General features: G+C 67.7%; 22 protein-coding genes. 15 read left to right on the forward strand and 7 right to left on the reverse strand.

Annotated features, from left to right (window positions below; genetic code table 11):
• Window positions 1–177 precede the first annotated feature (177 nt).
• On the reverse strand, window positions 178–669 hold the full coding sequence (locus ACVOLJ_RS19135; protein WP_481564838.1) for a methylated-DNA--[protein]-cysteine S-methyltransferase: 492 nt from the start codon (window positions 667–669) through the stop codon (window positions 178–180).
• Window positions 666–2,144: a DNA-3-methyladenine glycosylase 2 family protein gene (locus tag ACVOLJ_RS19140; protein WP_481564839.1), complete on the reverse strand. Its 1,479-nt coding sequence runs from the start codon at window positions 2,142–2,144 to the stop codon at window positions 666–668. The genes ACVOLJ_RS19135 and ACVOLJ_RS19140 overlap by 4 nt, the downstream gene beginning before the upstream one ends.
• Window positions 2,145–2,605: 461 nt before the next feature.
• Between ACVOLJ_RS19140 and ACVOLJ_RS19145 the strand changes: the two genes are divergently transcribed.
• The 4 genes from ACVOLJ_RS19145 (at window position 2,606) to ubiM (ending at window position 6,055) form a co-directional block, all read left to right on the forward strand.
• The gene (locus ACVOLJ_RS19145; RefSeq protein ID WP_481564840.1) at window positions 2,606–3,769 is read left to right on the forward strand and encodes a COG3904 family protein; all 1,164 of its coding nucleotides are present in this window, start codon (window positions 2,606–2,608) and stop codon (window positions 3,767–3,769) included.
• Between the two features lie 57 nt (window positions 3,770–3,826).
• The gene (locus ACVOLJ_RS19150) at window positions 3,827–4,372 is read left to right on the forward strand and encodes a DUF4019 domain-containing protein (RefSeq protein ID WP_481564841.1); all 546 of its coding nucleotides are present in this window, start codon (window positions 3,827–3,829) and stop codon (window positions 4,370–4,372) included.
• 16 nt (window positions 4,373–4,388) lie between these two features.
• Window positions 4,389–4,778 carry an MAPEG family protein gene (locus tag ACVOLJ_RS19155; RefSeq protein ID WP_481564842.1) on the forward strand — a complete coding sequence of 130 codons (390 nt, stop codon included), beginning with the start codon at window positions 4,389–4,391 and terminating at the stop codon, window positions 4,776–4,778.
• A gap of 98 nt (window positions 4,779–4,876) precedes the next feature.
• Entirely contained in the window at window positions 4,877–6,055 is a 1,179-nt protein-coding gene (gene ubiM / locus ACVOLJ_RS19160) for a 5-demethoxyubiquinol-8 5-hydroxylase UbiM (protein ID WP_481564843.1), read from the forward strand.
• Window positions 6,056–6,071: 16 nt separating this feature from the next.
• Here ubiM and ACVOLJ_RS19165 read toward each other — a convergent pair whose 3' ends face one another.
• Entirely contained in the window at window positions 6,072–6,293 is a 222-nt protein-coding gene (locus ACVOLJ_RS19165) for an RNA-binding S4 domain-containing protein (protein ID WP_025877723.1), read from the reverse strand.
• A gap of 278 nt (window positions 6,294–6,571) precedes the next feature.
• On the opposite strand from ACVOLJ_RS19165, the gene ACVOLJ_RS19170 reads away from it, so the two are divergent.
• The 6 genes from ACVOLJ_RS19170 to ACVOLJ_RS19195 all read left to right on the forward strand — a co-directional run bounded on the left by ACVOLJ_RS19170 (window position 6,572) and on the right by ACVOLJ_RS19195 (window position 16,131).
• Window positions 6,572–8,506, forward strand: coding sequence for a DEAD/DEAH box helicase (locus ACVOLJ_RS19170; RefSeq protein WP_475277887.1), 1,935 nt, complete (start codon window positions 6,572–6,574; stop codon window positions 8,504–8,506).
• A 156-nt stretch (window positions 8,507–8,662) separates the two neighbouring features.
• Complete coding sequence (locus ACVOLJ_RS19175) at window positions 8,663–11,086, forward strand: putative bifunctional diguanylate cyclase/phosphodiesterase (RefSeq protein ID WP_481564844.1); 2,424 nt, start codon at window positions 8,663–8,665, stop codon at window positions 11,084–11,086.
• 143 nt (window positions 11,087–11,229) lie between these two features.
• On the forward strand, window positions 11,230–12,894 hold the full coding sequence (locus tag ACVOLJ_RS19180; RefSeq protein ID WP_481564845.1) for a sensor domain-containing diguanylate cyclase: 1,665 nt from the start codon (window positions 11,230–11,232) through the stop codon (window positions 12,892–12,894).
• A 34-nt stretch (window positions 12,895–12,928) separates the two neighbouring features.
• The gene (locus ACVOLJ_RS19185; RefSeq protein ID WP_475277890.1) at window positions 12,929–13,651 is read left to right on the forward strand and encodes a pseudouridine synthase; all 723 of its coding nucleotides are present in this window, start codon (window positions 12,929–12,931) and stop codon (window positions 13,649–13,651) included.
• 115 nt (window positions 13,652–13,766) lie between these two features.
• Window positions 13,767–14,837, forward strand: a complete 1,071-nt coding sequence (locus ACVOLJ_RS19190) for a sensor domain-containing diguanylate cyclase (RefSeq protein WP_475277891.1) — start codon at window positions 13,767–13,769, stop codon at window positions 14,835–14,837.
• A 133-nt stretch (window positions 14,838–14,970) separates the two neighbouring features.
• Complete coding sequence (locus ACVOLJ_RS19195) at window positions 14,971–16,131, forward strand: AAA family ATPase (protein WP_475277892.1); 1,161 nt, start codon at window positions 14,971–14,973, stop codon at window positions 16,129–16,131.
• Between the two features lie 26 nt (window positions 16,132–16,157).
• Here ACVOLJ_RS19195 and ACVOLJ_RS19200 read toward each other — a convergent pair whose 3' ends face one another.
• From ACVOLJ_RS19200 to ACVOLJ_RS19210, 3 genes are read right to left on the reverse strand one after another with little or no spacing between them, the layout of a single operon-like run.
• Entirely contained in the window at window positions 16,158–17,105 is a 948-nt protein-coding gene (locus tag ACVOLJ_RS19200) for a DMT family transporter (RefSeq protein ID WP_475277893.1), read from the reverse strand.
• Between the two features lie 59 nt (window positions 17,106–17,164).
• The gene (locus ACVOLJ_RS19205; protein WP_481564846.1) at window positions 17,165–17,995 is read right to left on the reverse strand and encodes a DUF72 domain-containing protein; all 831 of its coding nucleotides are present in this window, start codon (window positions 17,993–17,995) and stop codon (window positions 17,165–17,167) included.
• Complete coding sequence (locus ACVOLJ_RS19210) at window positions 17,992–18,435, reverse strand: VOC family protein (protein WP_475277895.1); 444 nt, start codon at window positions 18,433–18,435, stop codon at window positions 17,992–17,994. Before ACVOLJ_RS19210 ends, ACVOLJ_RS19205 begins: the two co-directional genes overlap by 4 nt.
• A gap of 110 nt (window positions 18,436–18,545) precedes the next feature.
• On the opposite strand from ACVOLJ_RS19210, the gene ACVOLJ_RS19215 reads away from it, so the two are divergent.
• The 3 genes from ACVOLJ_RS19215 to ACVOLJ_RS19225 all read left to right on the forward strand — a co-directional run bounded on the left by ACVOLJ_RS19215 (window position 18,546) and on the right by ACVOLJ_RS19225 (window position 22,417).
• Entirely contained in the window at window positions 18,546–20,105 is a 1,560-nt protein-coding gene (locus tag ACVOLJ_RS19215) for a serine hydrolase (RefSeq protein WP_481564847.1), read from the forward strand.
• 105 nt (window positions 20,106–20,210) lie between these two features.
• On the forward strand, window positions 20,211–22,043 hold the full coding sequence (gene smrA / locus ACVOLJ_RS19220) for a multidrug efflux ABC transporter SmrA (protein ID WP_475277897.1): 1,833 nt from the start codon (window positions 20,211–20,213) through the stop codon (window positions 22,041–22,043).
• A 137-nt stretch (window positions 22,044–22,180) separates the two neighbouring features.
• Window positions 22,181–22,417 carry a hypothetical protein gene (locus tag ACVOLJ_RS19225; protein WP_481564848.1) on the forward strand — a complete coding sequence of 79 codons (237 nt, stop codon included), beginning with the start codon at window positions 22,181–22,183 and terminating at the stop codon, window positions 22,415–22,417.
• 129 nt (window positions 22,418–22,546) lie between these two features.
• On the opposite strand, the gene ACVOLJ_RS19230 is transcribed toward ACVOLJ_RS19225, so the two are convergent.
• Entirely contained in the window at window positions 22,547–24,355 is a 1,809-nt protein-coding gene (locus ACVOLJ_RS19230; RefSeq protein ID WP_481564849.1) for a DUF885 domain-containing protein, read from the reverse strand.
• Between the two features lie 113 nt (window positions 24,356–24,468).
• Between ACVOLJ_RS19230 and ACVOLJ_RS19235 the strand changes: the two genes are divergently transcribed.
• Entirely contained in the window at window positions 24,469–24,825 is a 357-nt protein-coding gene (locus tag ACVOLJ_RS19235) for a GFA family protein (RefSeq protein WP_481564850.1), read from the forward strand.
• The gene (locus tag ACVOLJ_RS19240) at window positions 24,822–25,622 is read left to right on the forward strand and encodes a DUF4349 domain-containing protein (RefSeq protein ID WP_481564851.1); all 801 of its coding nucleotides are present in this window, start codon (window positions 24,822–24,824) and stop codon (window positions 25,620–25,622) included. Before ACVOLJ_RS19235 ends, ACVOLJ_RS19240 begins: the two co-directional genes overlap by 4 nt.
• Window positions 25,623–25,813: the final 191 nt, after the last annotated feature.

The raw sequence follows: 25,813 nt of genomic DNA on the forward strand, positions 1-25,813 counted from the left end.
GGGCGCACTCCGCCCCCCCCCCACTGCGGGGCTTATTGCCCCCCGGGGTTGGGCTACCGGGGGTGCCCCTCCCCCCAACAACCGGCCAATCACCCCACGGATAGCCCGCTTTTGACGTTGCCGTAGCCGCTGCCGTTGCTTCGGCGGGTGCCGGGCGCAGCCCGGCCAACACCACCCTCACGCAAACAATGGCGCCTGCCGTTGCTCCAACCGCAGCAAGGCGGCCTTGGTTTCCAGCCCGCCTCCGAATCCGGTCAGTGTACCGTTGCTGCCGATCACGCGATGGCACGGCAGGATGATCGGCAGCGGATTGCGCCCATTGGCGGCGCCAACTGCGCGGGTTGCGCTGGGTTGCCCCAGGTGCTGCGCCAGCTGCAGATAGCTCCAGGTCTGGCCGAACGGAATCAGCGCCAGCGCCTGCCACACGCGCAGCTGGAACGGCGTGCCGCGTGGCGCCAGTTCAAGGTCGAAGCTGCTGCGTTCGCCGTGCAGGAACTGCAGCAGCTGCTCGCGTGCTTCCGGCAGCGCATCCGGCGCGTAGTGCCAGTCGTCGCGGCCGCGAGCGGGGTGGCGGTTTTCCGGGAACAGCACATGGGACAGGCCACGCTCGTCACCGGCGATGGTCAACACGCCGATCGGGCTGTCGAAACGATCGAACAACAGGTTCATGAGGGTTCTCCAACGAAGGTGCCGGACAGGTGCCACAGGTGCAGCACCGCATAGGCGCGCCAGGGACGCCACGGTTGCGAGCGGGCCTCGGTGGCGCGTTCGCTCAGGCGCTGTCCCTGCGCATGGCCCAGCACCTGCTGCAGCACCAGGTCGCCCGCGGGGAATGCGTCGGGCTGGCCGAGCCCGCGCAGTGCGATGTACTGGGCCGTCCAGGGGCCGATGCCAGGCAGGGCTACGCAGCGCGCGACGAAATCCTCCAGCGCCTGGCCAGGCCCGAAATCGAGCTGGCCACTGGCGCAGGCCGCCGCCAGCGCTCGAACGGTAGCGGCGCGGGTACGTGGCAGACCGATGGATTCCAGCGGCGCTTCGGCCAGTACCTCCGGTGCGGGGAACTGGCGATCGAATTCGGACGGCATGCCGGGCAGGTGCGCGCCATGGGCGTCGACCAGCCGGCGCGCGAAGGTCGTTGCCGCCGCCACGCTGACCTGCTGGCCCAGCACCGCGCGCACGCCCACTTCGAAACCATCCCAGCCGCCGGGGACCCGCAGGCCGGGGCGTTCGGCGATGCCGCGTGCGAGCAGCGGCTCGTCGGCCAGCGCTGCGTGGACCTGCTGCAGATCGGCGTCCAGGTCGAACACGCGGCGCACGCGGCGCACGATGTCCGGAATCAGGCGCGGATCGACGGCGCCCAGCTGCAGGCGCAGCTCGGGCCGCTTGGGATCGGCGGTCACGCGCAGCAGGGTGGGGCGCTCTGGCGTGCCGAGCACGCGCTGGTAGCTGTCCTCGCCGATCAACTCGATGCCGGGCAGGCTGCGCTTGCGCAGGAAGGCCAGCATGCGCGGGAAATCCAGCGGTGGGCGATAGCCCAGGCGGAGGACCAGCCCGCCATCGTCGGCAGCCAGCGGGCGGTGCTGGCGACGCAGTGCGGTCGGTGCCATGCCGCAGCCCTGCAGGAAGGCGGTGTTGAACCGGCGCAGGCTGTTGTAACCGGCGGCCAGGGCCACGTCGGTCACCGGCAGCGTCGTTTCGGTCAACAGCTGTTTGGCCAGCAGCAGCCTGTGGGTGGCGTGGATCTGGCCCGGTGTTGCGCCCAGCCGTTCAACGAACAGGCGCTGCAACTGGCGGGCACTCAGGCAGACCCGGTCTGCCAGATCCGCAACGGGTTGGTCCTGCAGGAACCCGGCGTGGATCAACGCCAGCGCACGCTGTACCGATTGGCCGGCCAGCGCCTGCTGTGCCTGCGGGGCAAGCTCGGGGCGGCAGCGCAGGCAGGGCCGGTAGCCTGCCGATGCCGCGGCGGCGGCCGTCGGGTAGTAGGTGATGTTGCGGGGCTTCGGCGGCGGCGCCGGGCACACGGGCCTGCAGTAGATGCCGGTGCTGCGCACGGCGGTGTAGAACACGCCGTCGAAGCGCGGGTCGCGGGCCAGGCGGGCGCGGTCGCAGGCGGCGGTATCAAGGGCGAGGGCGGTGTCCATGGCGCCAGTCTAGGCGCGTGCGGATGGGGATACTCGCCGGATTCGGACATGGATGCTGGAGGGAGTTCGGCAGGGCTGCGCCCTGCACCCGCAGAGGCCAGGGCAACAGCAACAGCGGGCTTCCTGCGGGGGGGGCGGGGTAGGTCCGGTTGCAGGGGGCGCTGCAAGTACGTCCCTGTAAGCTCGGTCGCGCCATCCATGGCGCTCACGCCCCTGCAACCGGACCCACCCCGCCTTCGACAGGGTCCTGCGATCTGCCGGGACGGCGTTCTGCGCTGCTGTCGGCAGGTGTCGACCTTGGTCGACACGGTAGATCCACGCCATGCGTGGATGGGGTGGTGGGCGAGGCTGGAATGAAACAGATGGAAGCAGAGGGTCAGAGGGGGTTCAGTGCCACGCGCTGAATGCGCGGGCCGGGCGGGTAGACTGTGGGTCTTACCTGCCTGAATCCCGGTTGCCCGATGTTCGCCAAACTCCGCTGGTTGCCCGTGTTGTGCCTGGCCCTGGCGGGCTGCAGCAAATTGGAAAACCCCGGTAACGTCACCGCCGCCGACAAGGCTACGCGTGCCCCGGCCAGCGACGGCGAGAACATGGTGTCGATCAATGCCGCCGATGCGCCGCCGCCAGCGGTGCTGCCGCGCAGCCGGGCGGACCGCCCCTGGCCGCAGGCGCAGCTGGACAACGGCAAGGCCTGGGTCAGCTGCACCACCGATTACGCGGGCGAGGGCGGTGACGGCATCGAGCTGGAAGGGCTGCAGCGCGATCAGCTGAAGCACGCGCTTGCGCCCTGTGCCGAGCGCGGCCTGCTGCGCGTGCGCTACAACGGCAAGATCAATCCGGGGTTTGCCGAGATGATGTGGCGGCTGGCCGTGGTGGCCGACGACCTGGAGATCCACAAGCGCATCCTCGACCTGGACTCCAGTGGTGGCCAGGTGGAATCGGCAATCGTGGCCGGCGACAGCATCGGTGAATCCGGCTGGACCATCTGGGTGCGCGAAGGCTCCATCTGCCACAGTGCCTGCGTGTTCGTGCTGGCAGCCGGTGACAACCGCCTGCTGACCGGCAAGGTGGGCATCCACCGGATGATGCGGATCAGTTCCAAGGCCACCTCGCGCGCGGAGCTCAACCGCGAACTGCACGAGGTCTACGACAACGTGAAGGACTATCTGCAGCGCAACGGCGTGGCGGTGGGCGTGGCCGACCTGATGATGACCGTGCCCAACCGCAGCCTGCGCCTGCTGACCGCCGAAGAGCTGCGCCAGTACGGCCTGGACGGAACCAACGCGGTCCAGGATGACCTCGAGCGGATCAAGCAGATGCGTTCCTGCGGCGACGACTTCGTGCAGCGCAAGGATGCATTCCTGGTGGCCTTCGATCAGCAGTGCAAGCGCGATGGGGCCGACATGGAATCGATCAACAGCTGCGGCCAGGCGCTGAAGCAGCGCTTCGGTTTCCCCGATGCCGTGTGCCCGGAGGAAAGCCCCCTGTCGGAGATCGACGTGGCCACGTTGCCGCCGGCACCGCCGGAGCAGCCGCCGGTGGCCGAGCAGCTGCCCGCTGCACCTTCGGCACCTGCGGCACGGGCCGATGCCGGTGCGGTGGAAGGCAGCGTCGACGCGCGCTGACGGACCACTCACCCCGCTGGCGTAGACTGCGGTTCCTTCCATCGAACGGCGGTGTCCATGAAGCGCGCGCTCCTGCTGCTTTCCCTGTCGCCGCTTGCGGCCTTCGCGCAGGCGCCCGCGCCCGCCACGCCGGCCCCTGCACCCGCGCGCCCTGCACCGGCCGCCGCTGCGGCAGCGAAACCGGCGACGGCGGCGACGCCCGTGCTGACTGCCGCACAGCAGGCACAGGTGCAGAAGCAGGATGCTGAAATGGGCAGTGCCGCGCAGAAGGCCGCGCAGCTGGTCGATGCCAACCGTGCCGGTGAGCTGTGGGATGGCGCCTCCGCCGTCGCGCGGCGTGCCGTGCCCAAGGCCGCATTCGTCAGCCAGCTCACTGCAGACCGTACCCGGCTGGGCGCCATGACCGGTCGTGGCCAGCCGACCATCACCCGGGTCAAGTACGCCGCCGGCGCGGCCGTGCCGGAAGGGCTGTACATCAATGTCAGCTTCCCCACGCGCTTTGCCAACAGCGCACAGCCGGTACGCGAGCTGGTCTCGTTCCGCTTCGACGAAGACCAGACCTGGCGCCTGGCCGGCTACAGCCTGCGTGCATCTTCCCCCTGACCAAGGCGCAACGAGCATGGCAACCGAACTGACGATGCTGGCGTGGGCGATGCTGCTGGGATTTGCCTATGTCTTTGCGGCATCCACCGTGGTCACCCGCGAGCGCGGGATGAAATGGAACGCCTCCGCACGCGACGATTCGTCCAAGCCGCTCAGTCCGCTTGCAGGACGGCTGCAACGGGCGCAGTCCAATTTCTTCGAGACCTTCCCGTTCTTTGCTGCCGCTGCAATCGCGGTGGTACTGGCCGGGCGTGGCAGCGACACCACTGCACTGGCGGCACAGGCCTATTTCTGGGCCCGCGTGGTCTACCTGCCGCTGTATGCCGCTGGCGTGCCGTACGTGCGCAGCCTGGTCTGGCTGGTGTCGATCGTGGCGATCCTGGCACTGGTGTTCGCGCTGCTGTGAATGCGTCGCGCGGCGTGAACCAAAGCTGATCCAGATCAAGGCCGGCCGCGCGCGCAGCGCTATGCTGGCCACGACTGAATCAACGGCAGGAGGCGCGCATGCGCAGGATGGACGTGGTGGTGGTCGGCGCCGGACCGGCGGGGTTGTGCTTTGCACGCGCGCTGGCCGGCAGTGGCCTGCAGGTCGGCATGGTCGAAGTGCAGCCGCGCCAGGCCCTGGCCGACGCCGCATTCGATGGTCGCGAGATCGCCCTGACCCATGCCTCGCGGCACAGCCTGGAACAGCTTGGGCTGTGGCAGCGCTTGCCCGATGCCGAGATTGCCGAACTGCGCGATGCCAAGGTGATGAATGGTGGTTCGCCCTTCGCGCTGACCTTTGCCAGCAGCCAGGTTGATGGCCAGCCGCTGGGGTGGCTGGTGCCCAACCACCTGATACGGCGCGCCGCCTGGGATGCCGTGCAGGGCCAGGAGGGGCTGGAACTGTTCGATGGCCGCAAGGTACTGGGTGTGCAGGCCGATGCGCAGGGCCATGTGCTCAAGCTGGACGATGGCAGCGCGTTGCACGCGCGCCTGCTGGTCTGTGCCGACAGCCGTTTCTCCGGCACCCGTCGCATGCTTGGCATCGGCGCGCACATGCGCGACTTCGGCAAGTCCATGCTGGTGTGCCGCATGCAGGTCGAGCGTGACCACCACCATAAGGCGTGGGAATGGTTCGGCTACGGCCGCACGATGGCATTGCTGCCACTCAACGAAGGACAGGCCTCGGCCGTGATCACCCTGCCGCCGCGGCAGATCGAGGAACTGCTGGCGATGGACGAGGTGGCGTTCGGCGAGGCCATCAGCGCCTTCTTCGAGCATCGCCTGGGACGCATGCAGCCGGTGGCTACAGCGCAGGCCTATCCGCTGGTTGGGGTGTACGCGCACCGCTTCGTGGGCGAGCGCGCCGCCCTGATCGGCGATGCTGCCGTGGGCATGCACCCGGTCACCGCGCACGGGTTCAACCTGGGCCTGGCCAGTGCACAGCGGTTGGCCAGGGGCATCCTTGAACAGCAGCGGCGGGGCGCGGACATCGCCGCCGCCGGCATGCTGGCCGGCTACCAGCGCGGCCATCGGCTGGCCGCGCGGCCCCTGTATGAGGCGACCAATGCGATCGCCAGCCTGTACACCGACGACCGTCGGCCGGCACGCCTGTTGCGGGCGGCCGGGCTGCGGGTGGCGCAGGGCGTCGCGCCGTTCCGTCAGCTGATCGCCGCACACCTGACCCAGCGCGTGGCCTGACAGCCACGCAGCGGATTCACGCGGCGGCCAGCACCCGGATCTGGCTGTCGTTGAACTCGACCACCTGGCCTGCGCGGATCTTGCAGGCCTTGCGCAGTTCGACCTCGCCATCGACCAGTACCAGCCCTTCACTGATCACCATCTTGGCTTCGCCGCCGCTGGTGACCAGGTCGGCCAGCTTCAGCAGCTGCTTGAGTTCGACATAGTCGCCGTCGAGATCGAATTCGAGGATCTGCATGGAGCGGGTTTCCTGGGCAGGCGGCACGGGGCAGGGCCCCGGCCGGTAAAATGGGGGCTTATTGTGCGCCAAGGCGGCGCGCAGCGGCATGGGCAATGGGATAAGGCTGATTCCTGTACACATGGTTCAGGAACAGTGCGGTATCATTCCGCTCTGAGCGAGTTGAACCTCCGCTCCGACGAGCAGCGCCAGGGCACGCGATAGAAGGGCGCCCAAAGCGCGGATTCCCCCTTTTTTCATCGCCTGCCATGCTCGTGGCAGTGCCTTCGGAGTTCCCCATGTCCCAAGAAACCCAAGCGCAGCTGCAGTTCGCGCAGCTCGGCCTGTCCGAGCCCGTCATGCAGGCAGTTGCTGCCATCGGCTACGAAACCCCCTCGCCGATCCAGGCTGCCACCATCCCCGCGATGCTGGAAGGCCGCGACGTGCTGGGCCAGGCCCAGACCGGTACCGGCAAGACCGCAGCCTTTGCCCTGCCGGTGCTGTCCAACATCGACCTGCAGCAGATCAAGCCGCAGGCCCTGGTGCTGGCACCGACCCGCGAGCTGGCCATCCAGGTTGCCGAGGCGTTCCAGTCCTATTCGTCCAAGATCCCGGGCTTCCGCGTGCTGCCGGTGTACGGCGGCCAGCCGTACGGCCAGCAGCTGACGGCCCTGCGCCGCGGCGTCCACATCGTGGTGGGCACCCCCGGCCGCGTCATCGACCATCTGAACCGCAGCACCCTGGACCTGTCCGAGCTGAAGACGCTGGTGCTGGACGAAGCCGATGAAATGCTCCGCATGGGCTTCATCGACGATGTCGAAGCGGTGCTGAAGAAGCTGCCGGAGAAGCGCCAGGTGGCGCTGTTCTCGGCCACCATGCCGCCGGCCATCCGTCGTATCGCGCAGACCTATCTGAACGATCCGGCCGAAGTGACCATCGCCAACAAGACCACCACCTCGGCCAACATCCGCCAGCGCTACTGGTGGGTGAGCGGCATGCACAAGCTGGACGCGCTGACCCGCATCCTGGAAGTCGAGCCGTTCGACGCGATGATCATCTTCGCGCGCACCAAGGCCGGCACCGAGGAGCTGGCCAGCAAGCTGCAGGCCCGTGGCCTGGCCGCTGCCGCGATCAACGGCGACATGCAGCAGGCCCAGCGTGAGCGCACCATCGCCATGCTGAAGGAAGGCAAGCTGGACATCCTGGTCGCCACCGACGTGGCCGCCCGCGGCCTGGACGTGGAACGCATCAGCCACGTGCTGAACTACGACATCCCGTACGACACCGAAAGCTACGTGCACCGTATCGGCCGTACCGGCCGTGCCGGCCGCAGCGGTGAGGCGATCCTGTTCGCCACCCCGCGCGAGAAGGGCATGCTGCGCCAGATCGAGCGTGCTACCCGCCAGCCGATCGAAGAAATGCAGCTGCCGAGCGTGGAAGCGGTCAACGACAACCGCATCAACAAGTTCACCTCGCGCATCACCGAGACCCTCGGCCAGGGCGGCCTGGACTTCTACCGCCAGCTGCTGGAACGCTTCGAGTCCGAGCAGAACGTGCCGGCCATCGAAGTTGCGGCCGCACTTGCAAAGATGATGCAGGGCGATACTCCGTTCCTGCTGCAGCCGCCGGTGCGTGCACCGCGCGAAGAGCGTGCGCCGCGTGAGCGTTTCGAGCGCAGCGAGCGTCCGGAACGTGGCGATCGCAACGAGCGTGGTCCGCGCTTCGAGCGTGGCCCGCGCCGTGACGATGCCGAGGGTGGCTTCGAGCAGCGCCCGCGCCGCGATGTGCCGCCGCGCGGTGCACCGGAGCAGGGCATGGAGACCTACCGTATTTCGGTCGGCCACCAGCATGGCGTGAAGCCGGCCAACATCGTCGGCGCCATCGCCAACGAGGCCGGCCTGGAAAGCCGCTTCATCGGCCGCATCGACATCCACGATGACTTCTCGCTGCTGGACCTGCCGGCACAGATGCCGTCGGACGTGTTGACCCACCTGCAGAAGGTGTGGGTGTCCGGCCAGCAGTTGCAGATGCGCCCGCTGGCTGCCGGTGAAGAGGTCAATCCGGCGCCGCGTCCGTTCAAGCCGCGCTTCGACAAGCGTGGTCCGGGCGGCCCGGGTGGTCCGGGTGGCCCCGGTGGCCCGCGTCGCAGCGGTCCCGGTGGCCCGGGCGGCGACCGTGACAGCCGTCCGCCGCGTCGTGACGGCTTCAAGCCGCGCGGCCCGCGCAGCTACTGATCCATAGATAGCCGCCTGAACAACGCCAGCCTCCGGGCTGGCGTTGTTCGTTGTGGGCCGCGTGGGGCAGGTTTCGCATGGCCCACACATCCCCGGCCCTAGGCTGACCGGGTTCGACAGGAGGTTGTCACCGCATCACATTCGGGGGGATCCAGGATGGGTAGACGTGGCATGGACCAACACCGTCGGCGGGTGCCGATGACCCGCGGGCTGGGACTGCGATTTGCGCTGTTGACGGGCATGGCGATCGGGCTGGTTGCCCTGTCCGCCCTGATCCAGGAGCTGCAGGCCGCTTCGACGGCATGGATCGCCGGCCAGGGCTACTGGTCGCGGGGGCAGCAGGACGCCACTGCGGCACTCAGTCGTTATCTGGCGCGTGGCCATCTGCAGGACCTGCAGGATGCCCAGCGCGCATTGCAGGTTCCGCTGGGCGATCTGCACGCGCGACACGCCCTGGAACAACCCGAACCGGACGAGGCGCAGGCCCGTGCCGGCTTTCTGCGTGGGGGCAACGCCCGTGCCGATGTTCCGCGGCTGATCTTCTCCTTCCGTCATGCGCGCAACTTCGGCGCATTCCGCGAAGCGACCTGGCTGTGGCGGCAGACCGATGCCGATCTGCTGGCATTGCAGGCGCTGGCCGATGAGCTGCAGCGCGGCCATGGCCAGGGCGCGATGGACGACGCGGCGCGCGATGGCTACCTGCAGCGACTGCGCCAGGTCGACCATGCACTGCGCGCGCAGGCGCAGGCGTTTTCACAGGCGCTGCTGCGCATGGCCCGCGCCGTGCGCATCGCCACCCTGGCTGTCGGTGGCCTGTCGGTCCTGCTGATCAGCCTGATGGCGGTGGCCCTGGCCCGGCGCGTGGGCAAGGACCTGACCGAGCACGAGAGCCGTTTCCGCGCGGCGTTCTACCAGGCCAACGTCGGCATGCTGAAGCTGGATGCCAGCGGCCGGGTGGTGGAAGCCAACCAGGCGATGGCCGACATCCTCGACCATCGCCGCGACGTGCTGCTGCAGATGTCGCTGGGTGATCTGCTGATGGATGGAGAACTGGTCATCGACGGTATCGGACGGATCGACTGGGACCGCCAGCTGCGGCCGGGCGAGCTGCGCTTCCGTCGCCGCGATGGCAGCCTGGTCTGGGGGCGCTGGAGCGGCACCGGCGTGCGTACCACCGCAGGGGGGCTGTCGGTGTTTGCCATTGTCGAGGACGTCAGCCAGAACCACGCGCTGGCCCGCGAGATCGAGCACCATGCCAGCCACGATCCGCTCACCGGCCTGATCAACCGGCGCGAGATCGAGCGCCTGCTGGAAAAATCCCTGCTGCAGGTCCGCAACGACGGCGGCACGCACGCACTTGGCTACATCAACCTGGACCATTTCAAGCTGGTCAACGACAGCTTCGGCCATGCGGCCGGTGACCAGATGCTGCGCAGCTTCGCCGAATATCTGGTCGGGGCGATACGTGACGGCGACTGGGTGGGGCGCCTGGGCGCCGATGAGTTCGCCGTGTTCCTTGCCCGGGCCAACCAGGATGAAGCCAAGCGCGTGCTGCAACGGTTGATCCGCAATCTTGGCCAGGCCACGTTCCCGCTCACCGAGGGCAGCCCGCAGCTGAGCTGCAGCGTGGGCGTGGTGGAAGTGACCGCCGAGGCACCGGATGTGAACTGGTTGATGAGCGCGGCCGACAGTGCCTGCTATGCGGCAAAGCAGGCAGGCCGCAACCGCGTGCACTGCTTCAACGAAAACCGGCTGGCGCTGGAAGAGCGTCGGCTGGAGGCCGAGCGGCTGCAGCGGGTCAGCCGCGCGATGACCGAGAACAGGATGCTGCTGTATGCACAGCGGATTGCCAAGGTGGGCGATCCTTCGTACCTGCACTACGAGGTGCTGGTGCGCATGCGCGACGGTGACGGCGTGCTGCATCTGCCAGGCCAGTTCATGCCGGCGGTGGAGCGCTACGGCATGGCCGTGGTGCTGGACCGGCACGTGCTCGGCCTGTTGTTCCGGCACCTGCAGGTGTGTCCGGCGCATGTGCGGCAGCTGGGGCTGTGCAACGTGAACGTCTCGGCGCAGTCGATCGCCGAACCCGGGTTCCTCGCCTTCGTCTGCGATCTGCTTGAGCGCAACCGTGCGCTGGCATCCAAGCTCTGTTTCGAGATCACCGAGACAGCGGCCATCAGCAACCTCAGCCAGGCCCGTGCCTTCATCGACGCAGTGAAGGCCCGCGGTTGCCGCGTGGCGCTGGATGATTTCGGTTCGGGCCTGTCCTCGTTCGGCTACCTGCGGCAGCTGCCGGCAGACATGCTGAAGATCGACGGGGCGTTCGTGCGCGACATGGACAGCGATCCGGTCAGCCGTGCCAGCGTGCGCGCGATCAGTGAACTGGGGCGCGAGCTGCAGATGGAGGTGGTGGCCGAGTGGGTGGAGACCATCGAGGTGGCCGAGGCACTTGCCGGCATGGGGGTGCAGGGCCTGCAGGGGTATGCGATTGAACGGCCGCAGCCGCTGGAACGGCTGACCCTGGCCGATCTGCGGCCGATGCGGCTGGCCGCAGGCCCCGGCCCATCGGCGGCGGGTTAAGCCCCGCGCCTTCGGCGGGTTCGGGCGGCTGCCGCAGCGCCGCGGACAACTTTGGTCTACACATCGGCGGTGCCCGCGGCTGCGATAATGCCGCCAGGGGCGACGCGCAACGTGCGCGGGCGTAAGCAGGAACAGGACGTAGCGTGGGCGGCAGGCAGGGGCGGTTCGAGTCGGTAGCGGTGCTTTTCGTACTGCTGATGTGGTTGGCGCTGCCCTGGCTGGGGCATGCGCGCAGCGTCGATGACGGGCGCGACTACCTGCTGGTCGGCGCGGCGACAGCCGAACCCACCCCGCATCGCGCGTGCACGCCGCAGATGCTGGCCGGCCCGCGGCAGCAGGCGCGGGTGGATGCACCGGCCGAAGGCTGGTCCGGACAGCCGCAGGCGCTGGATGTCTTCAACGTGTTTTCCGGTGAAGTGCGGATCCAGCACGGCGACCGCGAGATCTGCGGCAACATGCAGGACGCCCGGACCCGGGATTCACGCTTCCGCGCCGGCATCGGCATGGTCGCAGTGCCCGCCGCAGGCAGCCACGAACCCTTTCTGGTCTCCTGGCAGACCCCGCTGAAGGCGCGCTGGGTTCCGACCCTGCGACTGGGCGCACCCAGCCCTGTGCAACAGAACGACACTGCCCGGCTGCTGGTGCGCGCAGCCTGCATCGCGGTGGCGATCGCGCTGGCGCTGTCGGCGTTGATGGCCTACCTGACCACCCGTGACCGCAGCTTCCTGATGTACATCGGCGCCACCCTGGTACTGGTGTTGTGGCAATCGATCCTCGGTGGTCTCAGCGGCTATCCCGAACCGTGGCTGCGGGTTGGCGAGCGGGGTGGCTGGTGGCTGCTGGCGTTGACTGCAGCGACGCAGGCGCTGGTGCTGCCCGCGTTGTGGCGGCTGAACGGCGGCGACCGCGTGCTGCCGCGCTCGCGGCTGGGCCAGCAGATCGTGCTGTGGGGCCTGCTTGCGCTGGCGGCCGTCGTGCCATGGCTGCAACGCGATGGCCTGGGCGTGGTCGCCCAGCTGCTGGAGGGGAGCTTCATTCTCGGCTGTGCGCTGTCGTTGGCGATGGGCATCTGGGCCCGCCTGCGCGGCGATGTGTGGGCCTTGGCCGGCCTGGCAGCATTGGTGCCGATGCTGGTGCTGATCGCCGCCGATGCCGCCAGTGCGGGCTGGCTGCTGGAGTACCGGGTCGAAGCCCTGCAGCTGGCGGTCACCTGGCTGCTGATGATGGCCGCCTACGCGCTGAACCTGCGGCTGGGCCGGCTGCGCCAGCAGCGCGACGAAATGCGCCAGCTTGCCGAGACCGACATGCTCACCGGCCTGCCCAACCGCCGCGCCGGCCTGCAGCGACTGGCCCAGCATCTGCAGCGGGTCGAGCGTGAAGGTGGCCCGCTGGTGATCGGCTTCCTCGATATCGACCTGTTCAAGGACATCAACGACCGCCACGGGCATGAGGTGGGCGACCAGGTGCTGGTGGCGGTTGCCCGCGCCCTGCGCGCGGCGGTGCGCAGCCAGGACGAGGTGGTGCGGATGGGCGGCGAGGAGTTCCTGTTGCTGCTGCCGGGAATGCCGCGCGGGATTGCTGCGGCGCGGCTGGATCACCTGCGCCAGCACATCACCGAGGCCTGCCGTGAGCTGCAGGTGCCGGGCCTGGAGGTCACCGCGAGCATCGGACTGGCGCAGTGGCGGCCGACCGGTGACGACCTGGCCGCACTGCTGCGGCGGGCCGACCATGCCATGTACGTGGCCAAGCGCAGCGGCCGCAACCGGGTCTTCGACGGCGAAACTGAAGATCCATTGGCCGCAGCGTGAGGCGGGGAGGGCGGCGATGCCCGATAATAGGGCGATGACCACCCGACTCAATAAATACATTGCCGATACCGGCTTCTGCTCCCGCCGCGAGGCCGATCGCCTGATCGCCGCCCGCCGGGTCACCGTCAATGGCCACGCGGCCGGCACCGGCGCGGTGGTCGGTGAGGACGACAAGGTGCTGGTGGACGGCCAGCCGCTGCGGGTGCGCACCGCCCGCAAACCCGGCGCCCGGCGCCACGTCTACATCGTGCTGAACAAGCCGGTGGGCGTGACCTGCACCACCGAGAGCGCGGTGAAGGGAAACATCGTCGACTTCGTCGGCCACGAACAGCGCATCTTCCCGGTCGGCCGCCTGGACAAGGAATCGGAGGGGCTGATCCTGATGACCAGCAATGGCGACATCGTCAACCAGATCCTGCGCGCCGAGAACGGTCACCAGAAGGAATACCTGGTGGCGGTGAACAAGCCGGTCACCGACGAGTTCCTGCGGGGCATGGCACGCGGCGTGCGCATCCATGACCAGATGACGCTGCCGTGCAAAGCATCGCGGATCGCCAAGTTCGGTTTCCGCATCATCCTGCAGCAGGGCCTGAACCGGCAGATCCGCCTGATGGCGGCCGAGTTCGGCTACCGCGTCACGCAGCTGCGCCGCGTGCGCATCGACAACATCAAGATCGGCGCACTGAAGCCAGGCCAGTGGCGCAACCTGACCGAACAGGAGCTGCACGGGCTTCTGCCGCAGCAGCAGGACTGGTAAGCCGCGGCGGCGGAGCCGGGCCCATGCCCGGCTGCCCCTGCGCGGGTGCGGCCGGGCAGGGGTTCGGCCCTGCATCAGCTAGACTCTGCGGCGACCTGCCGGAACGTGACGCTGCATGATCAAGCCCGACAAGCCTGCCAACGAAGCGCTGCGCCTGGAGGCGCTGTACCGCTACCGGATCCTGGATTCGGAACGTGAGCGCTCTTTCGACGACCTGGTGGCCATCGCCAAGGCGGTCTGTGGCACGACCATGGCCGCGGTGACCCTGATCGATGTCGAGCGCCAGTGGTTCAAGTCGATCCAGGGCATCGATGCGGCCGAGAACCTGCGCAGTGAATCGATGTGTGGCCATGCCATCCTGCAGCCGCAGGACATCATGGTGGTTGAAGACGCGCTGCAGGATGTGCGCTTCCACGACAACCCGGTGGTGACCGGCGATCCGCACGTGCGTTTCTATGCCGGTGCGCCGCTCATCAGCAGCGATGGCCTGCCGCTGGGTACGCTGTGCGTGTTCGATGCGCGGCCGCAGCAGCTGGCGACCGACAAGGCCGAAGCGCTGGCCGCGCTGTCGCGGCAGGTGATGCTGGTGATGGAACTGCGCCGTTTCGCGCTGGACATCCAGAAGCACATGCTTGAACGCGACGACTACGAGAAGCTGTTGTCCGAGTATCACGACGTGCTGCTGGCACAGAACGCCGACCTGGCCGAGCAGAGCCGTACCGATGCGTTGACCGGCCTGCCCAACCGGCGAGCGCTGGCAGCCGCGCTGGCCGAGACCGTGAACGCCACCGAGGGGCATCCACGGCAGGCCTGTGTCGCGCTGGTGGACATCGACCACTTCAAGCACATCAACGATTTCCAGGGCCACGCCACCGGCGACAGGGTGCTGGCCGAGCTGGGCGTGCTGCTGCGCTCGCACTTTGCCGGGCGTGGCATGGCCGCGCGCTATGGTGGCGAGGAATTCGTGGCACTGATGCCGGACGTGGACCTGCGTACCGCCGAGCTGCAGTGCGAGTTCCTGCGGGTGGCGGTGTCCAACCTGCCGCTGGGCTTCCCGGTCACCGTCAGCATCGGCGTGGCCCAGCACCGGCCCGATGAATCGTCCGAGCAGACCCTGGCACGCGCCGACGCCGCGCTGTACCGGGCCAAGGGTGCTGGCCGCAACCGGGTGGAACTGGCGCAGTAGATCCACGCTATGCGTGGATGAGCACCAGCAGTAGATCCACGCCATGCGTGGATGAGGCACCCCCGCTCACCTGTCGCAGCAACTGCGATAACGCTGCGGCATCCTGAACGCTTCCCCGCAAGGACGCCACCCCATGCTGCAGACCCTGGCCATCGCCAACTACCGATCACTGCACGGGCTGGTGCTGCCGTTGCAGCAGCTCAACGTGGTCACCGGCGACAACGGCAGTGGCAAATCCAGCCTGTACCGCGCGCTGCGCCTGCTGGCCGAAACCGCACAGGGCGGTGTCGCCGCGGTGCTGGCGCGCGAAGGTGGGCTGACCTCGGCGCTGTGGGCCGGGCCGGAGAAGATCGATCGCCGTGTGCTGGCCGGTGAGATCCCGCTGCAGGGAGGCCCGCGCCAGGAATCGGTTGGCCTCAAGCTGGGGTTTGTGACCGATGAACTCGGTTACGCCATCGACCTGGGTTATCCGCCGCCAAGCCGCTCGGCCTTCGCGCTGGACCCGCAGATCAAGGCCGAGGCCATCTGGAATGGGCCATTCCTGCGCAGCGGCACGTTGCTGGTGGATCGTCGCGGGGCCTTGGTGCGGCAGCGGCACGCGCACGGCTGGGACGTGGTGGACGATCACCTGTCGGTGTTCGACAGCCTGTTCACCCAGGTGGGCGATCCGCAGCGGATGCCGGAAACCATCGCCCTGCGTGAGTACATCCGCCGCTGGCGCTTCTACGACCACTTCCGCAGCGATGGTGATGCACCTGCTCGACAACCGACGATGGCCACGCGCACCCCGGTACTGCACCACGATGGACGTGATCTTGCCGCCGCGTGGGTGACCATCCTGGAAATCGGCAACCCACAGGCACTGGCCGGCAGCATCGATGATGCCTTCCCGGACGCCACGGTCAGCTTCGAGGAACTGGATGGCCGGTTGGCGTTGCGGTTCCACCAGCCAGGGCTGCTGCGGCCGCTGTCGATGGCCGAACTCTCCGACGGTACGCTGCGCTTCCTGCTGCTGGCCGCGGCCCTGCACACACCACGGCCACCGCCGCTGCTGGTGCTGAACGAGCCGGAGACCAGCCTGCATCCCGACCTGCTGCCGGCGCTGGCACGACTGATCATCGCCGCCAGTGCGCGCAGCCAGGTGTGGGTGGTGTCGCACGCCAGCCGCTTGATCGCCGCGCTGGAGCAGGCGCCGGGGTGCCATTCCCTGCAGCTGTACAAGGACCACGGACGCACGCTGCTGCGCGGCCAGGGCCTGCTGGACGCACCGGCCTGGCATTGGCCGCAGCGGTAGTGGATCCACGCGCCGCCTGCATGCACTCAGTCGGCGATGTTGCGGGCTTCGGACGTGCCGAGGATTTCCGGATGCTGCACACGCTTGCGGCGGTTGAGCAACGGGTGCAGGAACACGGCACCGACGATGATCGCCACGCCCAGGTAGAACCACGGGGTGACTTCATGCTGCTCGCGCAGCAGCACCACGGCCAGCAGCACCGCGTAGACCGGCTCCAGGTTGGTCACCAGCTGCACGGTATACGCGCTGAGATGGCGCAGCGCGACCAGCGCCAGGGCGAACGGCAGCAACGTGCAGACACCGGCCAGTACCAGCAGCAGGATGCCGTCATGCAGGTTGGGAACCACCCACAACGGGCTGGCCAGCGCCGGCAGCAGCCACGGCATCAGCGGCGCCAGCAGGGTAAGGGTGATCGTGCCGGCTCCCAGCTCCAGCGCGGTGACCGTGAGCGGGTCGGCATGGCTGACCATGCGCTTGTTGAGTGAGCCGAATACCGCCACCAGCAAGGCTGACAGCGCACCGATCAACACGCCCAGCCGCATGCCGTCGGGCACGCCGCCGACCACCAGCGCCACACCGGGCAGCACGGCCAGGCCGAAGGCCAGCTCACGCAGCTGGAAGGGACGCTTGGCCACCCACGGCTCGATGATCGAGGTGAACACCGGTGCCAGCGCGATGCAGGTCGCGGCAACCGACGCATTGGCCAGCTTCACCGCGCCATAGAAGGTCAGCCAGTGCAGGGCCACCAGCGCGCCGATGCCGGCGTAACCGGCTACCAGCCGCAACGGCAGCGTGCGCAGGCCGCGCCAGACCCGTGGCAGCAGCGCCAGCATCGCCACCACCAGCAGCATCCGCCACCACACCAGCGGCAGTGCGGGCAGGGTGATCAACTTGCCGAGGATGGCGGTGACGCCCCACAGCAGGACACAGAAATGGATCTGCCACAGCGCTTTGCGGGTGTCGGGTGTGCTCATCGGCCTATTGTGAGGCAAGCACGTGCCGTCCGGGACACCCCGCGCCCGTGGCGCCAGCGTTATCGCTGTGCCTTCCCGCTGGCGTCATCGCAGCGGCGCTGCAACGCCATCGCCGCTGCCGGGTTGCGGGCCTTGCCGGCACCGATGCACAACAGATAGACCTCGCGCGGGTGGGCCACAGCAGGTTCGGCCAGGCAGGGCAGGTCGTCCACCGCGGCGCCCGTGGCCCAACGCCGTGCACGGTCGGCCCAGCGTTGCTGCACGGACGCCGGCAGGCCTTCGTTCAAGCGGGCCTGGCTGCGCTTGATCCGCGCGTATACGAAGCCGGCGCTGAGGTCGCCGTGCAGCGGCGCCTCGTCGCTGTCCTCGATCACCAGCGCCACATCATGCCGGCGCGCGGCCTCGACCAGTTCCGGCCCATGCACTGCGGCGTTGCGTACTTCCAGTGCATGCTGCAGCGCTGCCCCATCCAGCCGCTTGGGCAGCTGCGCCATGAACGCCTCCAGTGCGCTGGCGTCGGCAGGCTGTTGGGGATCGAACTGCCAGAGCAACGGGCCAAGCCGGTCGCCCAGGGCCGTGGCGGCCTGCAGGAACGGCGCAGCCGCCTCGACCGTGGAAGACAGGTCACGGCGCTGCACCAGGTAACGCGGTGCCTTCATCGAAAATCGAAAGCCCTCCGGCGTCTGTGCGGCCCATTGCGCGCATTGCGCGGATGTGGGCGTGCGGTAGAAGGTGCCGTTGATCTCGATGCAGCGCAGTGCGCGGCTTGCATGGGCCAGCTCCTCGCGCTGCAGCAGGCCGGGCGGATAGAACATGCCGCCGCGCCATTGCGGGAACACCCAGCCGCCGATGCCGCAGCGGATCGGCGCGGCCGCCGCGCGTGCTGTCATGCCGGATGTTCCGGCCGCCACGGATCGTAGCTGCCGAACCACCACAGGTAGCCTTCCGGATCGGCGCAGGCGTAGCCACGCCCGCCGTAGGCCTGGTCGGCGATGTCGATGACGATGCGCGCGCCGGCCGCGGTGGCACGCGCGTAGTGCGCATCGGCATCGGTGACGATCACGCAGGCGCTCTGCGTCTGCCTGCCGTCCACTTCGTCGGGCATCACCGCAAGCTTTGCCCATTCGCCGCTGTTGCTGGCCGAACCGAGCATGATCATGCCCTGGCCGTATACCAGCTGTGCGTGGTGCACGATGCCGCCGTCGGCATATACGGCCTGCGCGTGGAAGCCGAACGCGCGCTGCAGCCAGTCGATGGCCGCCAGCGCATCGCGGTAGCGCAGGCACGGAATGATGGTCGAGCCGCCGCTGGTCTGCCCGTTCGCTTCCATGACACCCCTCCTATGGCACAGGGCAGGCTGCACCCGGGGCCGTTACCATCGCGCGAAACCCCGGTGACGGCCTGCACATGGCCGCCACCCCCGTTCGGAGATGGTGCTGGATGAATACCTGGATCGGAGGAGCCGTGCTGCTTGCGTGCACGACCATGGCCAACGCGGCGACCCCGCAGCAGCTGCAGGAGCTGGATGCGACGGTCGAACGCGTGCGCGCGCAGTTCGACGTGCCCGGCATCGCCGTGGCCGTGGTCAAGGATGGCCAGGTGGTGCTGGAACGCGGCTGGGGCGTGCGTGAACTGGGCAAGCCGGAGCCGGTGCAGGCCGACACCCTGTTCGCCATCGCCTCCAACACCAAGGCGTTCACCGCGACCTCGCTGAATCTGCTGGCCGAGGACGGCAAGCTGAAGATGGACGACAAGGTGATCGATCACCTGCCGTCGTTCCGCATGTCCGATCCGTTCGTGACCGGGCAGATGACCATCCGCGACCTGCTCTCGCACCGCAGTGGGCTCAGCCTGGGCGCAGGCGATCTGCTGTTCTGGCCGACCACCTCCTACAGCAATGCCGAAGTGGTGCAGCGTCTCGGCCAGGTACCGCTGAAGGGGGGATTCCGCGAGCGCTACGCCTACGACAACATCCTGTACGCGGTTGCCCAGCAGGTGATCGAGCACGTTTCCGGAATGAGCTACCAGCAGTTCCTGCAGGCGCGCATCTTCGACAAGGTCGGCATGGCCGGCACCCGCTACAACGCCGATCACCTGAAGCCCGGTGACAACGCCGCGGTCGGGCATGCCAAGTACGATTTCAAGGACCTGCGCACGGTTGCACCGCTGACCTGGTCGAACAACGCCGGCGCCGGTGGCATCTACTCCAGCGCCCACGACATGGCACGCTGGATGCAGGTGCAGCTGGCCGAGGGCAAGCTGGCCGATGGCACGCCGCTGTTCACTGCCAAGAGCCAGCAGCAGATGTGGCAGATGATCACCCCGCAGTCGATCCCGGCGCCGAGCGTGCCGGAGCTGGCAGCGGCGCGGCCCAACTTCGCAGGCTATGGCGAAGGCTGGAGCCTGAGCGACTATCGCGGGCAGAAACTGGTCTGGCATACCGGCGGCTGGCCGGGCATGGTTTCGCGCCTGACCCTGGTGCCGGGTGAGAAACTGGGTGTAGTGGTGCTGACCAACCAGGAAGTGGGCGCCGCGTTCAATGCGATCACGCTGAGCGTGCTCGACGCCTATCTTGGCGGCGAAAAGCATGACTGGGTGGATGCCTACGCCAAGGGTGTGGCCAAGGGCCAGGACAAGGCCGATGAAGCCTGGGCCAAGCACCAGGCCGAACGGAACAAGGGCAGCCGGCCATCGTTGCCGCTGTCGGCGTATGCGGCCAGCTACCGTGACCGCTGGTATGGCGACATGACCATCAGCAGCGAGGGCAAGGGACTGCGCCTGCGCTTCAACAAGACCGCGCAGCTGAGCGGTCGCCTTGAGCATTGGCAGCACGACACCTTCATCGTGCGCTGGGATGACCGTTCACTCAACGCCGATGCGTTCGTGAACTTCAGCCTGGACCCGGACGGCAAGGTGCGTGAAGTCCGCATGCAGTCGATCTCGGACCTGACCGATTTCAGCTTCGACTTCCAGGATCTGTTGTTCACCCCGGTCAAATGACGCCGCCGGGCCTGGCCCGGCGCTACCGGAATCAGGCGTGATCGTCGGCCGGCGTACACATGCGGCATGGGATACTCCGCCGGTTATTGATGGCGAGGGAATGCAATGTTTCGCTGGTTCGAGTCCCTGATTCCGGTGTTTCCCCCGGTCGACGGCCGCATGCCGCCGCGCAGGGTGGTGCCGTTCTACCTGCACTACCTGCGCCCGGTGTGGCCGGTGCTGCTGGCCACCCTCATCGCGGGCCTGCTGCTGGCGCTGGTGGAAGTGGCGATGTTCGATTTCCTCGGTCGCATCGTCGACATGGTTGCCGAGCAGCCCGGCGCGGATTTCTTCCAGCGCCATGCCAGCACCTTCGGCTGGATGTTGTTCATCACCGTGGTCGCGCGTCCGGTGCTGGTCGGCCTGCACAACCTTCTGGTGAACCAGGCCATCGTGCCGGGCCTGAGCAACCGCTCGCGCTGGCTGATGCACAACTACGTGGTGCGGCAGAGCCTGAGCTTCTTCCAGAACGATTTCGCCGGCAGCATGGCCAACCGGGTGATGCAGACCGGCACATCGCTGCGTGAATCGGCGGTGCAGATGGTCGATTCGCTGTGGTACATCGTGGTCTACACCGGCACCGCGCTGTACCTGTTCGCGCAGGCCGACTGGCGGCTGATGGTGCCGCTGATCCTGTGGCTGCTGGCGTACGTTGTGATCATGATCTACTTCGTGCCGCGTGCGAAGGAACGCGCCTGGATCGCCTCCGAAGCGCGCTCGAAGGCGATGGGCCGCATCGTCGATGGCTACACCAACATCCCCACGCTGAAGCTGTTCGCCCACGGCGGCCGCGAGCAGGCCTACGTGGCCGAGTCGATCCAGGAGCTGGCGGTCAAGCACCGCGCACAGACCCGGGTCACCACCGGCATGGACCTGACCATCGCCATCGTCAACGGCTTCCTGATTGCCGGCACCTGCGGACTGGCGCTGTGGCTGTGGAATGGCGGTCACATCACCGTGGGTGCAATCACCCTGGCGACCGGCCTGGTAATCCGCATCCACAACATGTCCGGCTGGATCATGTGGACCATCAACGGCATCTTCGAAGACATCGGCACGGTGCAGGATGGCATCACCACCATCGCCCAGCCGTTGACCGTCCAGGATCGCGACGACGCCGTGCCGCTGCAGGTCAGCCAGGGCGGCGTGCACTTCCAGAACATCCACTTCCACTATGGCAAGAAGGGTGGGGTGATCGCCGGGCTGGACCTGGCGGTGAAGCCGGGCGAGAAGATCGGCCTGGTCGGCCCCTCCGGTGCCGGCAAGTCGACCCTGGTCAACGTGCTGCTGCGCCTGTACGACCTGGAAAGCGGGCGCATCCTCATCGATGGCCAGGACATCGCCCATGTCACCCAGGAGAGCCTGCGCCAGCAGATCGGCGTGGTCACCCAAGACACCTCGCTGCTGCATCGTTCGATCCGCGACAACCTGCTGTATGGCCGCCCGGATGCGACCGATGAGCAGCTGCGCGCCGCCGTGGCCAAGGCACGCGCCGAGGCCTTCATCGACACGCTGGTGGACGGGCAGGGCCGCCGTGGCTACGACGCGCATGTCGGCGAGCGTGGCGTGAAGCTGTCCGGTGGCCAGCGCCAGCGCATCGCCATTGCCCGGGTACTGCTGAAGGACGCACCGATCCTGGTGCTGGACGAAGCCACCTCGGCACTGGATTCGGAAGTGGAAGCGGCGATCCAGGACAACCTGGACGAGTTGATGTCCGGCAAGACGGTGATCGCGATCGCGCACCGGCTGTCGACCATCGCGCGCATGGACCGGCTGGTGGTGATGGACCAGGGTCGCATCGTCGAGACCGGTACGCATGCCGAGCTGATCGAAGCCGGTGGCCTGTATGCGCGCCTGTGGGCGCGGCAGACCGGTGGTTTTGTTGCCGCGGAGCAATGACCAGCGCCGCACGGTGGATGCGCAACAGTAGATCCACGCCATGCGTGGATGCATCGGTCGGAAGGCGATGTTCCGCAGGGGCGTATGAAAGGCAACGGGGCTGATTTCTTGCTATCAACACCACGAAGAGGTGCGCCTTGAACATTACCGGCTTTCTTCTGATGGACCATGAAGGTGAGGAAATCGAAGCGGATGCGCATGGCAGCAACATCGCATTCCTCTGCTTCGACTGCGGGTATCCAGTGCTGGCAAGCACATCGGATGAGCAGCGGGGCAGCGACGAGGAGCATCCGTCCAAATGCCGTGGCTGCGGTGCAGAGTATTTTCTCGATGTCCGGCCACACGCGGAAAAACTCTACATCCACATGCTCTGAGCCGACGAGCATCCACGCATGGCGTGGATCTACTGCAGGATCCGGGTGGATGAGATGCGCCTGCACACATGGAAATGAAGACGGCCCGGGTTTCCCCGGGCCGTCTTCATTCACCTCACAACCGATCCATCATTCGATCGGCTGGTCCAGCATCAGCTGGCGTGCGAAGCGCACCGGCGGCGCGCCGTAGGACAGCATCTGGTCGTGGTAGGCCTTGAGGTTGAACTTGTCGCCCAGCTTGTCCTGCATCGCCTTGCGGGTGTCGAAATGTTCCTGCGCGCCGACGAAGTAGGTCGGCAGCTGCGCCGAGGTCAGCTGCGCGCGCACCCACTTGCCCGAGGCTTCGCTCTCCTGCTGGAAGGCATCGTGGGTCATCAGGTGCATCGCCTTCTCGCGATCCCAGTTGTCCACGTGCACGCCCTGGTCGAGGATCGCGTTGGAGATCGTGCGCAGGTAGAACTTCAGCTGCACCAGGTGGAACAGCGGGTCATTGTTGAGGTAACCCTGCTCCTGCATCATGCGCTCGGTGTAGACCGCCCAGCCTTCGGCGAACAGGCCCGAACGCAGCACCGCACGCAGGGTGGAGGGGAACTTGGCCGAATGCCAGCCTTCCAGGTAGTGGCCCGGGGTGCCTTCGTGGATGCTCAGCAGGTGGATCATGCGCGAGTTGTACTCACGCAGGAACGAGTCGACCTGCTTGTCGTTCCAGTCGTCCGGAATCGGCGAGACGGCGTAGAAGGTCTTCAGGTTCTTGTCCAGCGGACCCGGCGAATCGCAGTAGGCCACGGCCACGCCGCGCTGGAATTCCGGCATCAGGATGATGTCCACCGGCGCGTCGGGCAGGGTCATCAGATCGTGTTCGCGCACGAACGCGGTGGATTGTTCCAGCGCGGCCTTGGCATCGTCCACGACCTTGTCGCGCGCCGGCTTGTCGGCGTACGCCAACTCGAGCGCGGCCTCGATCGCCTTCTGCTGCTGTTCGTCGCTCGGCTGGGCCGGCATTTCCGGTGCGCCCGGCTTGTCCTTCAGCACGGTCTGCGCGATGCCGTACATGTCTTCGCGCACGCGCTTGAGTTCAGCGCGTGCACGCTCGCCGATCTCCTGCCGCGACAGCGACGAGTTCAGCGCGAACTTCAGCTTCTGGTCGTACTTCTCCGCGCCGATGCGGAAGTCGCCCTTGGCGTTGGGCACCAGGGTCTTGTCCAGCCAGGTCTGCTGCTCGTCCACGGCCTTCTTCAGGCCATCGATGGCGGCCTGCAGGCGCTGCTGGTCGGCCTGCGGCAGTTCGCCGATATGCGGGACGATGAAGGTATCGACGATGCTGAGGATGCCCTTGTTCTGCTTGGCCACCGTCTCGGCATGGATCTTCGGCACGCGGGTCGGGTCCAGGTTCTCGCGGGCCTGGGCGAAGATCGCCGGCAGCTTCTCCATGCGCGCGGTCGCCGACTTCAGGCGCTCGGGCAGCGGTGCGAACTCACGGGCCATCAGCCCGTAGATCGCGCTGCCGGCCACGCCGTTGTACAGCTGCGGGTCCCACTTGCCGGACTGCATGACCTCGGCGTTCCAGATTTCCGACTTCAGCTGGTTGCGTAGGATCGCCGCATCCACCTGGTTTTCGCGGCCGAGCTTGGCGACATCGATCTTGTCCAGCTCGCCCAGCAGGCCCTTGTAGGCGGCCACGGTCTTCTGCTGGCCGGCCGCGCTCAGGTCGTCGATCTCGCTGTCATAGCGGTGGTCGCCGATCTGGGTGGCGCTGACCGGGGACAGCTGCATCCAGGTGTCCAGGGCGCGCTTGGACAGGTCGGCGAAGGCGGCGTCGACCGCCGCGTCACCGGCCTGCTGGCTGGCGGCCGGGGTGGAACCGTTGGTCGGGGCGTCGGCCGGCTGGCAGCCGGCAAGGGCGGCGACCAGGGCGAGGGCAAGAAGATGCGGGCGCATCGGCGTTCCTGTACTGGGGTCAATCCCCGAGCATAGGCGGCCGGGACCGCTTTGTCCCCGTGCCATAGGATTACCATGGGCGCAGACAAGGACCCTCCAGCGGAGCGCAGGACATGCAATACCAAGGAAGCTGCCATTGCGGCAGGATCGCATTCACCGTACAGGCCGAGGCACCGATCACCGAGGTCATCGACTGCAACTGCTCGATGTGCCGCCGCCGCGGCAGCCTGCTGTGGTTCGCCCCGCGCGACGCCTTCCAGCTGGGCACCGATCCTGCGGATGTGGCGACCTATCAGTTCAATACGCACCACATCGATCACCACCATTGCCGCGAGTGCGGCACCGCGCCGTACAGCGAAGCGGTGGACCCGCGCAGCGGCATGCCGATGGTGGCCATCAACGTGCGCTGCCTGCCGCAGGTTGAGCTGGGTAGCCTGACGGTCACCGCCTTCGACGGAGCATCGCGATGACGGCGCGGCGCGCGTGGCTGCGCGTGGTCGCGGCACCGGCCCTGCTGCTGGCCCTGGGGGCCTGCGCCAAGCATGCCGAGATGTCAGCCGATGGCGCTGCTGCCGCCGAGGCGGGCGTGGCGTCTCCGGAAGGTGCGTTCCTGGCCTACGAGCATGACGTGCAGGTCCAGCTGGCGGCGGCGCAGATCGCTTCGCGCATCCAGCAGGTGGCACAGGCCTGCCAGAGCGCGAAGTTCGGTGATTGCGCGGTGCTGCAGGTCGAGCAGAGCAGTGGCGAGCAGCCCCGCGGCGAGGTCAAGGTGCGCATGGCCCCCAAGGGCGTGGAACCGCTGATCGCGATGGCCGGCGAAGGCGGCAAGCTGCAGTCGCGCAACACGCGTGCCGAAGACCTTGCCCAGCAGGTGGCCGATACAGCGCTGACCAAGGCGCGCCTTGAAAAGGAGCACGCGCGCCTGCTGTCCTACCAGGATCGCAAGGACCTGAAGATCGAGGACCTGATGGCGATCACCACGCGCCTGTCGGAAATCGAAGCCGGGGTCGAACAGGCCAACAAGGATGCGGCGCAGCAACGCCGGCGCATCGATACCCAGCTGGTGACGATGCACTTCGATACCACCTCGGGTCAGCGCAGCCGCAGCGAGATCGGAGAGGCGCTGAGCGAATCGGGCAGCATCCTCAGCACCAGCGTTGCGTTCCTGATCCGTGCCGTTGCCGCGTTGTTGCCGGTCGGCGTGCTGGCGTTGGCCGTGGCCTGGGGCATTCGTGCATGGTGGCATCGCCGCCGCCGCAAGGCCTGATCGACACCGCGCCCCCTGTTCGCCGGGGGGGGGCCCCGCGGGCCCCGGGGCGGGCCCCCGGGGGGGGGGGGGGGGGGGCGGGGGCCGGGGCGGGGGGGGCGGCGGCGGGCGGGGGGGGGGGCGGGCGGGGGGGGGGGGGGGGAGGAGACCGGGCCGCGGCGCCCCGCCGGGCGGAGGGGAAGGGGAGGGCA

The organism is Stenotrophomonas sp. STEN046 (assembly GCF_056759755.1).

Excerpts from the sequence above, each read along its gene's own strand:
- ACVOLJ_RS19135 (WP_481564838.1), bottom strand. The coding sequence starts at position 669 with ATGAACCTGTTGTTCGATCGTTTCGACAGCCCGATCGGCGTGTTGACC.
- ACVOLJ_RS19140 (WP_481564839.1), bottom strand. The coding sequence starts at position 2,144 with ATGGACACCGCCCTCGCCCTTGATACCGCCGCCTGCGACCGCGCCCGC.
- ACVOLJ_RS19145 (WP_481564840.1), top strand. The coding sequence starts at position 2,606 with ATGTTCGCCAAACTCCGCTGGTTGCCCGTGTTGTGCCTGGCCCTGGCG.
- ACVOLJ_RS19150 (WP_481564841.1), top strand. The coding sequence starts at position 3,827 with ATGAAGCGCGCGCTCCTGCTGCTTTCCCTGTCGCCGCTTGCGGCCTTC.
- ACVOLJ_RS19155 (WP_481564842.1), top strand. The coding sequence starts at position 4,389 with ATGGCAACCGAACTGACGATGCTGGCGTGGGCGATGCTGCTGGGATTT.
- ubiM (WP_481564843.1), top strand. The coding sequence starts at position 4,877 with ATGCGCAGGATGGACGTGGTGGTGGTCGGCGCCGGACCGGCGGGGTTG.
- ACVOLJ_RS19165 (WP_025877723.1), bottom strand. The coding sequence starts at position 6,293 with ATGCAGATCCTCGAATTCGATCTCGACGGCGACTATGTCGAACTCAAG.
- ACVOLJ_RS19170 (WP_475277887.1), top strand. The coding sequence starts at position 6,572 with ATGTCCCAAGAAACCCAAGCGCAGCTGCAGTTCGCGCAGCTCGGCCTG.
- ACVOLJ_RS19175 (WP_481564844.1), top strand. The coding sequence starts at position 8,663 with ATGGGTAGACGTGGCATGGACCAACACCGTCGGCGGGTGCCGATGACC.
- ACVOLJ_RS19185 (WP_475277890.1), top strand. The coding sequence starts at position 12,929 with ATGACCACCCGACTCAATAAATACATTGCCGATACCGGCTTCTGCTCC.
- ACVOLJ_RS19190 (WP_475277891.1), top strand. The coding sequence starts at position 13,767 with ATGATCAAGCCCGACAAGCCTGCCAACGAAGCGCTGCGCCTGGAGGCG.
- ACVOLJ_RS19195 (WP_475277892.1), top strand. The coding sequence starts at position 14,971 with ATGCTGCAGACCCTGGCCATCGCCAACTACCGATCACTGCACGGGCTG.
- ACVOLJ_RS19200 (WP_475277893.1), bottom strand. The coding sequence starts at position 17,105 with ATGAGCACACCCGACACCCGCAAAGCGCTGTGGCAGATCCATTTCTGT.
- ACVOLJ_RS19205 (WP_481564846.1), bottom strand. The coding sequence starts at position 17,995 with ATGACAGCACGCGCGGCGGCCGCGCCGATCCGCTGCGGCATCGGCGGC.
- ACVOLJ_RS19210 (WP_475277895.1), bottom strand. The coding sequence starts at position 18,435 with ATGGAAGCGAACGGGCAGACCAGCGGCGGCTCGACCATCATTCCGTGC.
- ACVOLJ_RS19215 (WP_481564847.1), top strand. The coding sequence starts at position 18,546 with ATGAATACCTGGATCGGAGGAGCCGTGCTGCTTGCGTGCACGACCATG.
- smrA (WP_475277897.1), top strand. The coding sequence starts at position 20,211 with ATGTTTCGCTGGTTCGAGTCCCTGATTCCGGTGTTTCCCCCGGTCGAC.
- ACVOLJ_RS19230 (WP_481564849.1), bottom strand. The coding sequence starts at position 24,355 with ATGCGCCCGCATCTTCTTGCCCTCGCCCTGGTCGCCGCCCTTGCCGGC.
- ACVOLJ_RS19235 (WP_481564850.1), top strand. The coding sequence starts at position 24,469 with ATGCAATACCAAGGAAGCTGCCATTGCGGCAGGATCGCATTCACCGTA.
- ACVOLJ_RS19240 (WP_481564851.1), top strand. The coding sequence starts at position 24,822 with ATGACGGCGCGGCGCGCGTGGCTGCGCGTGGTCGCGGCACCGGCCCTG.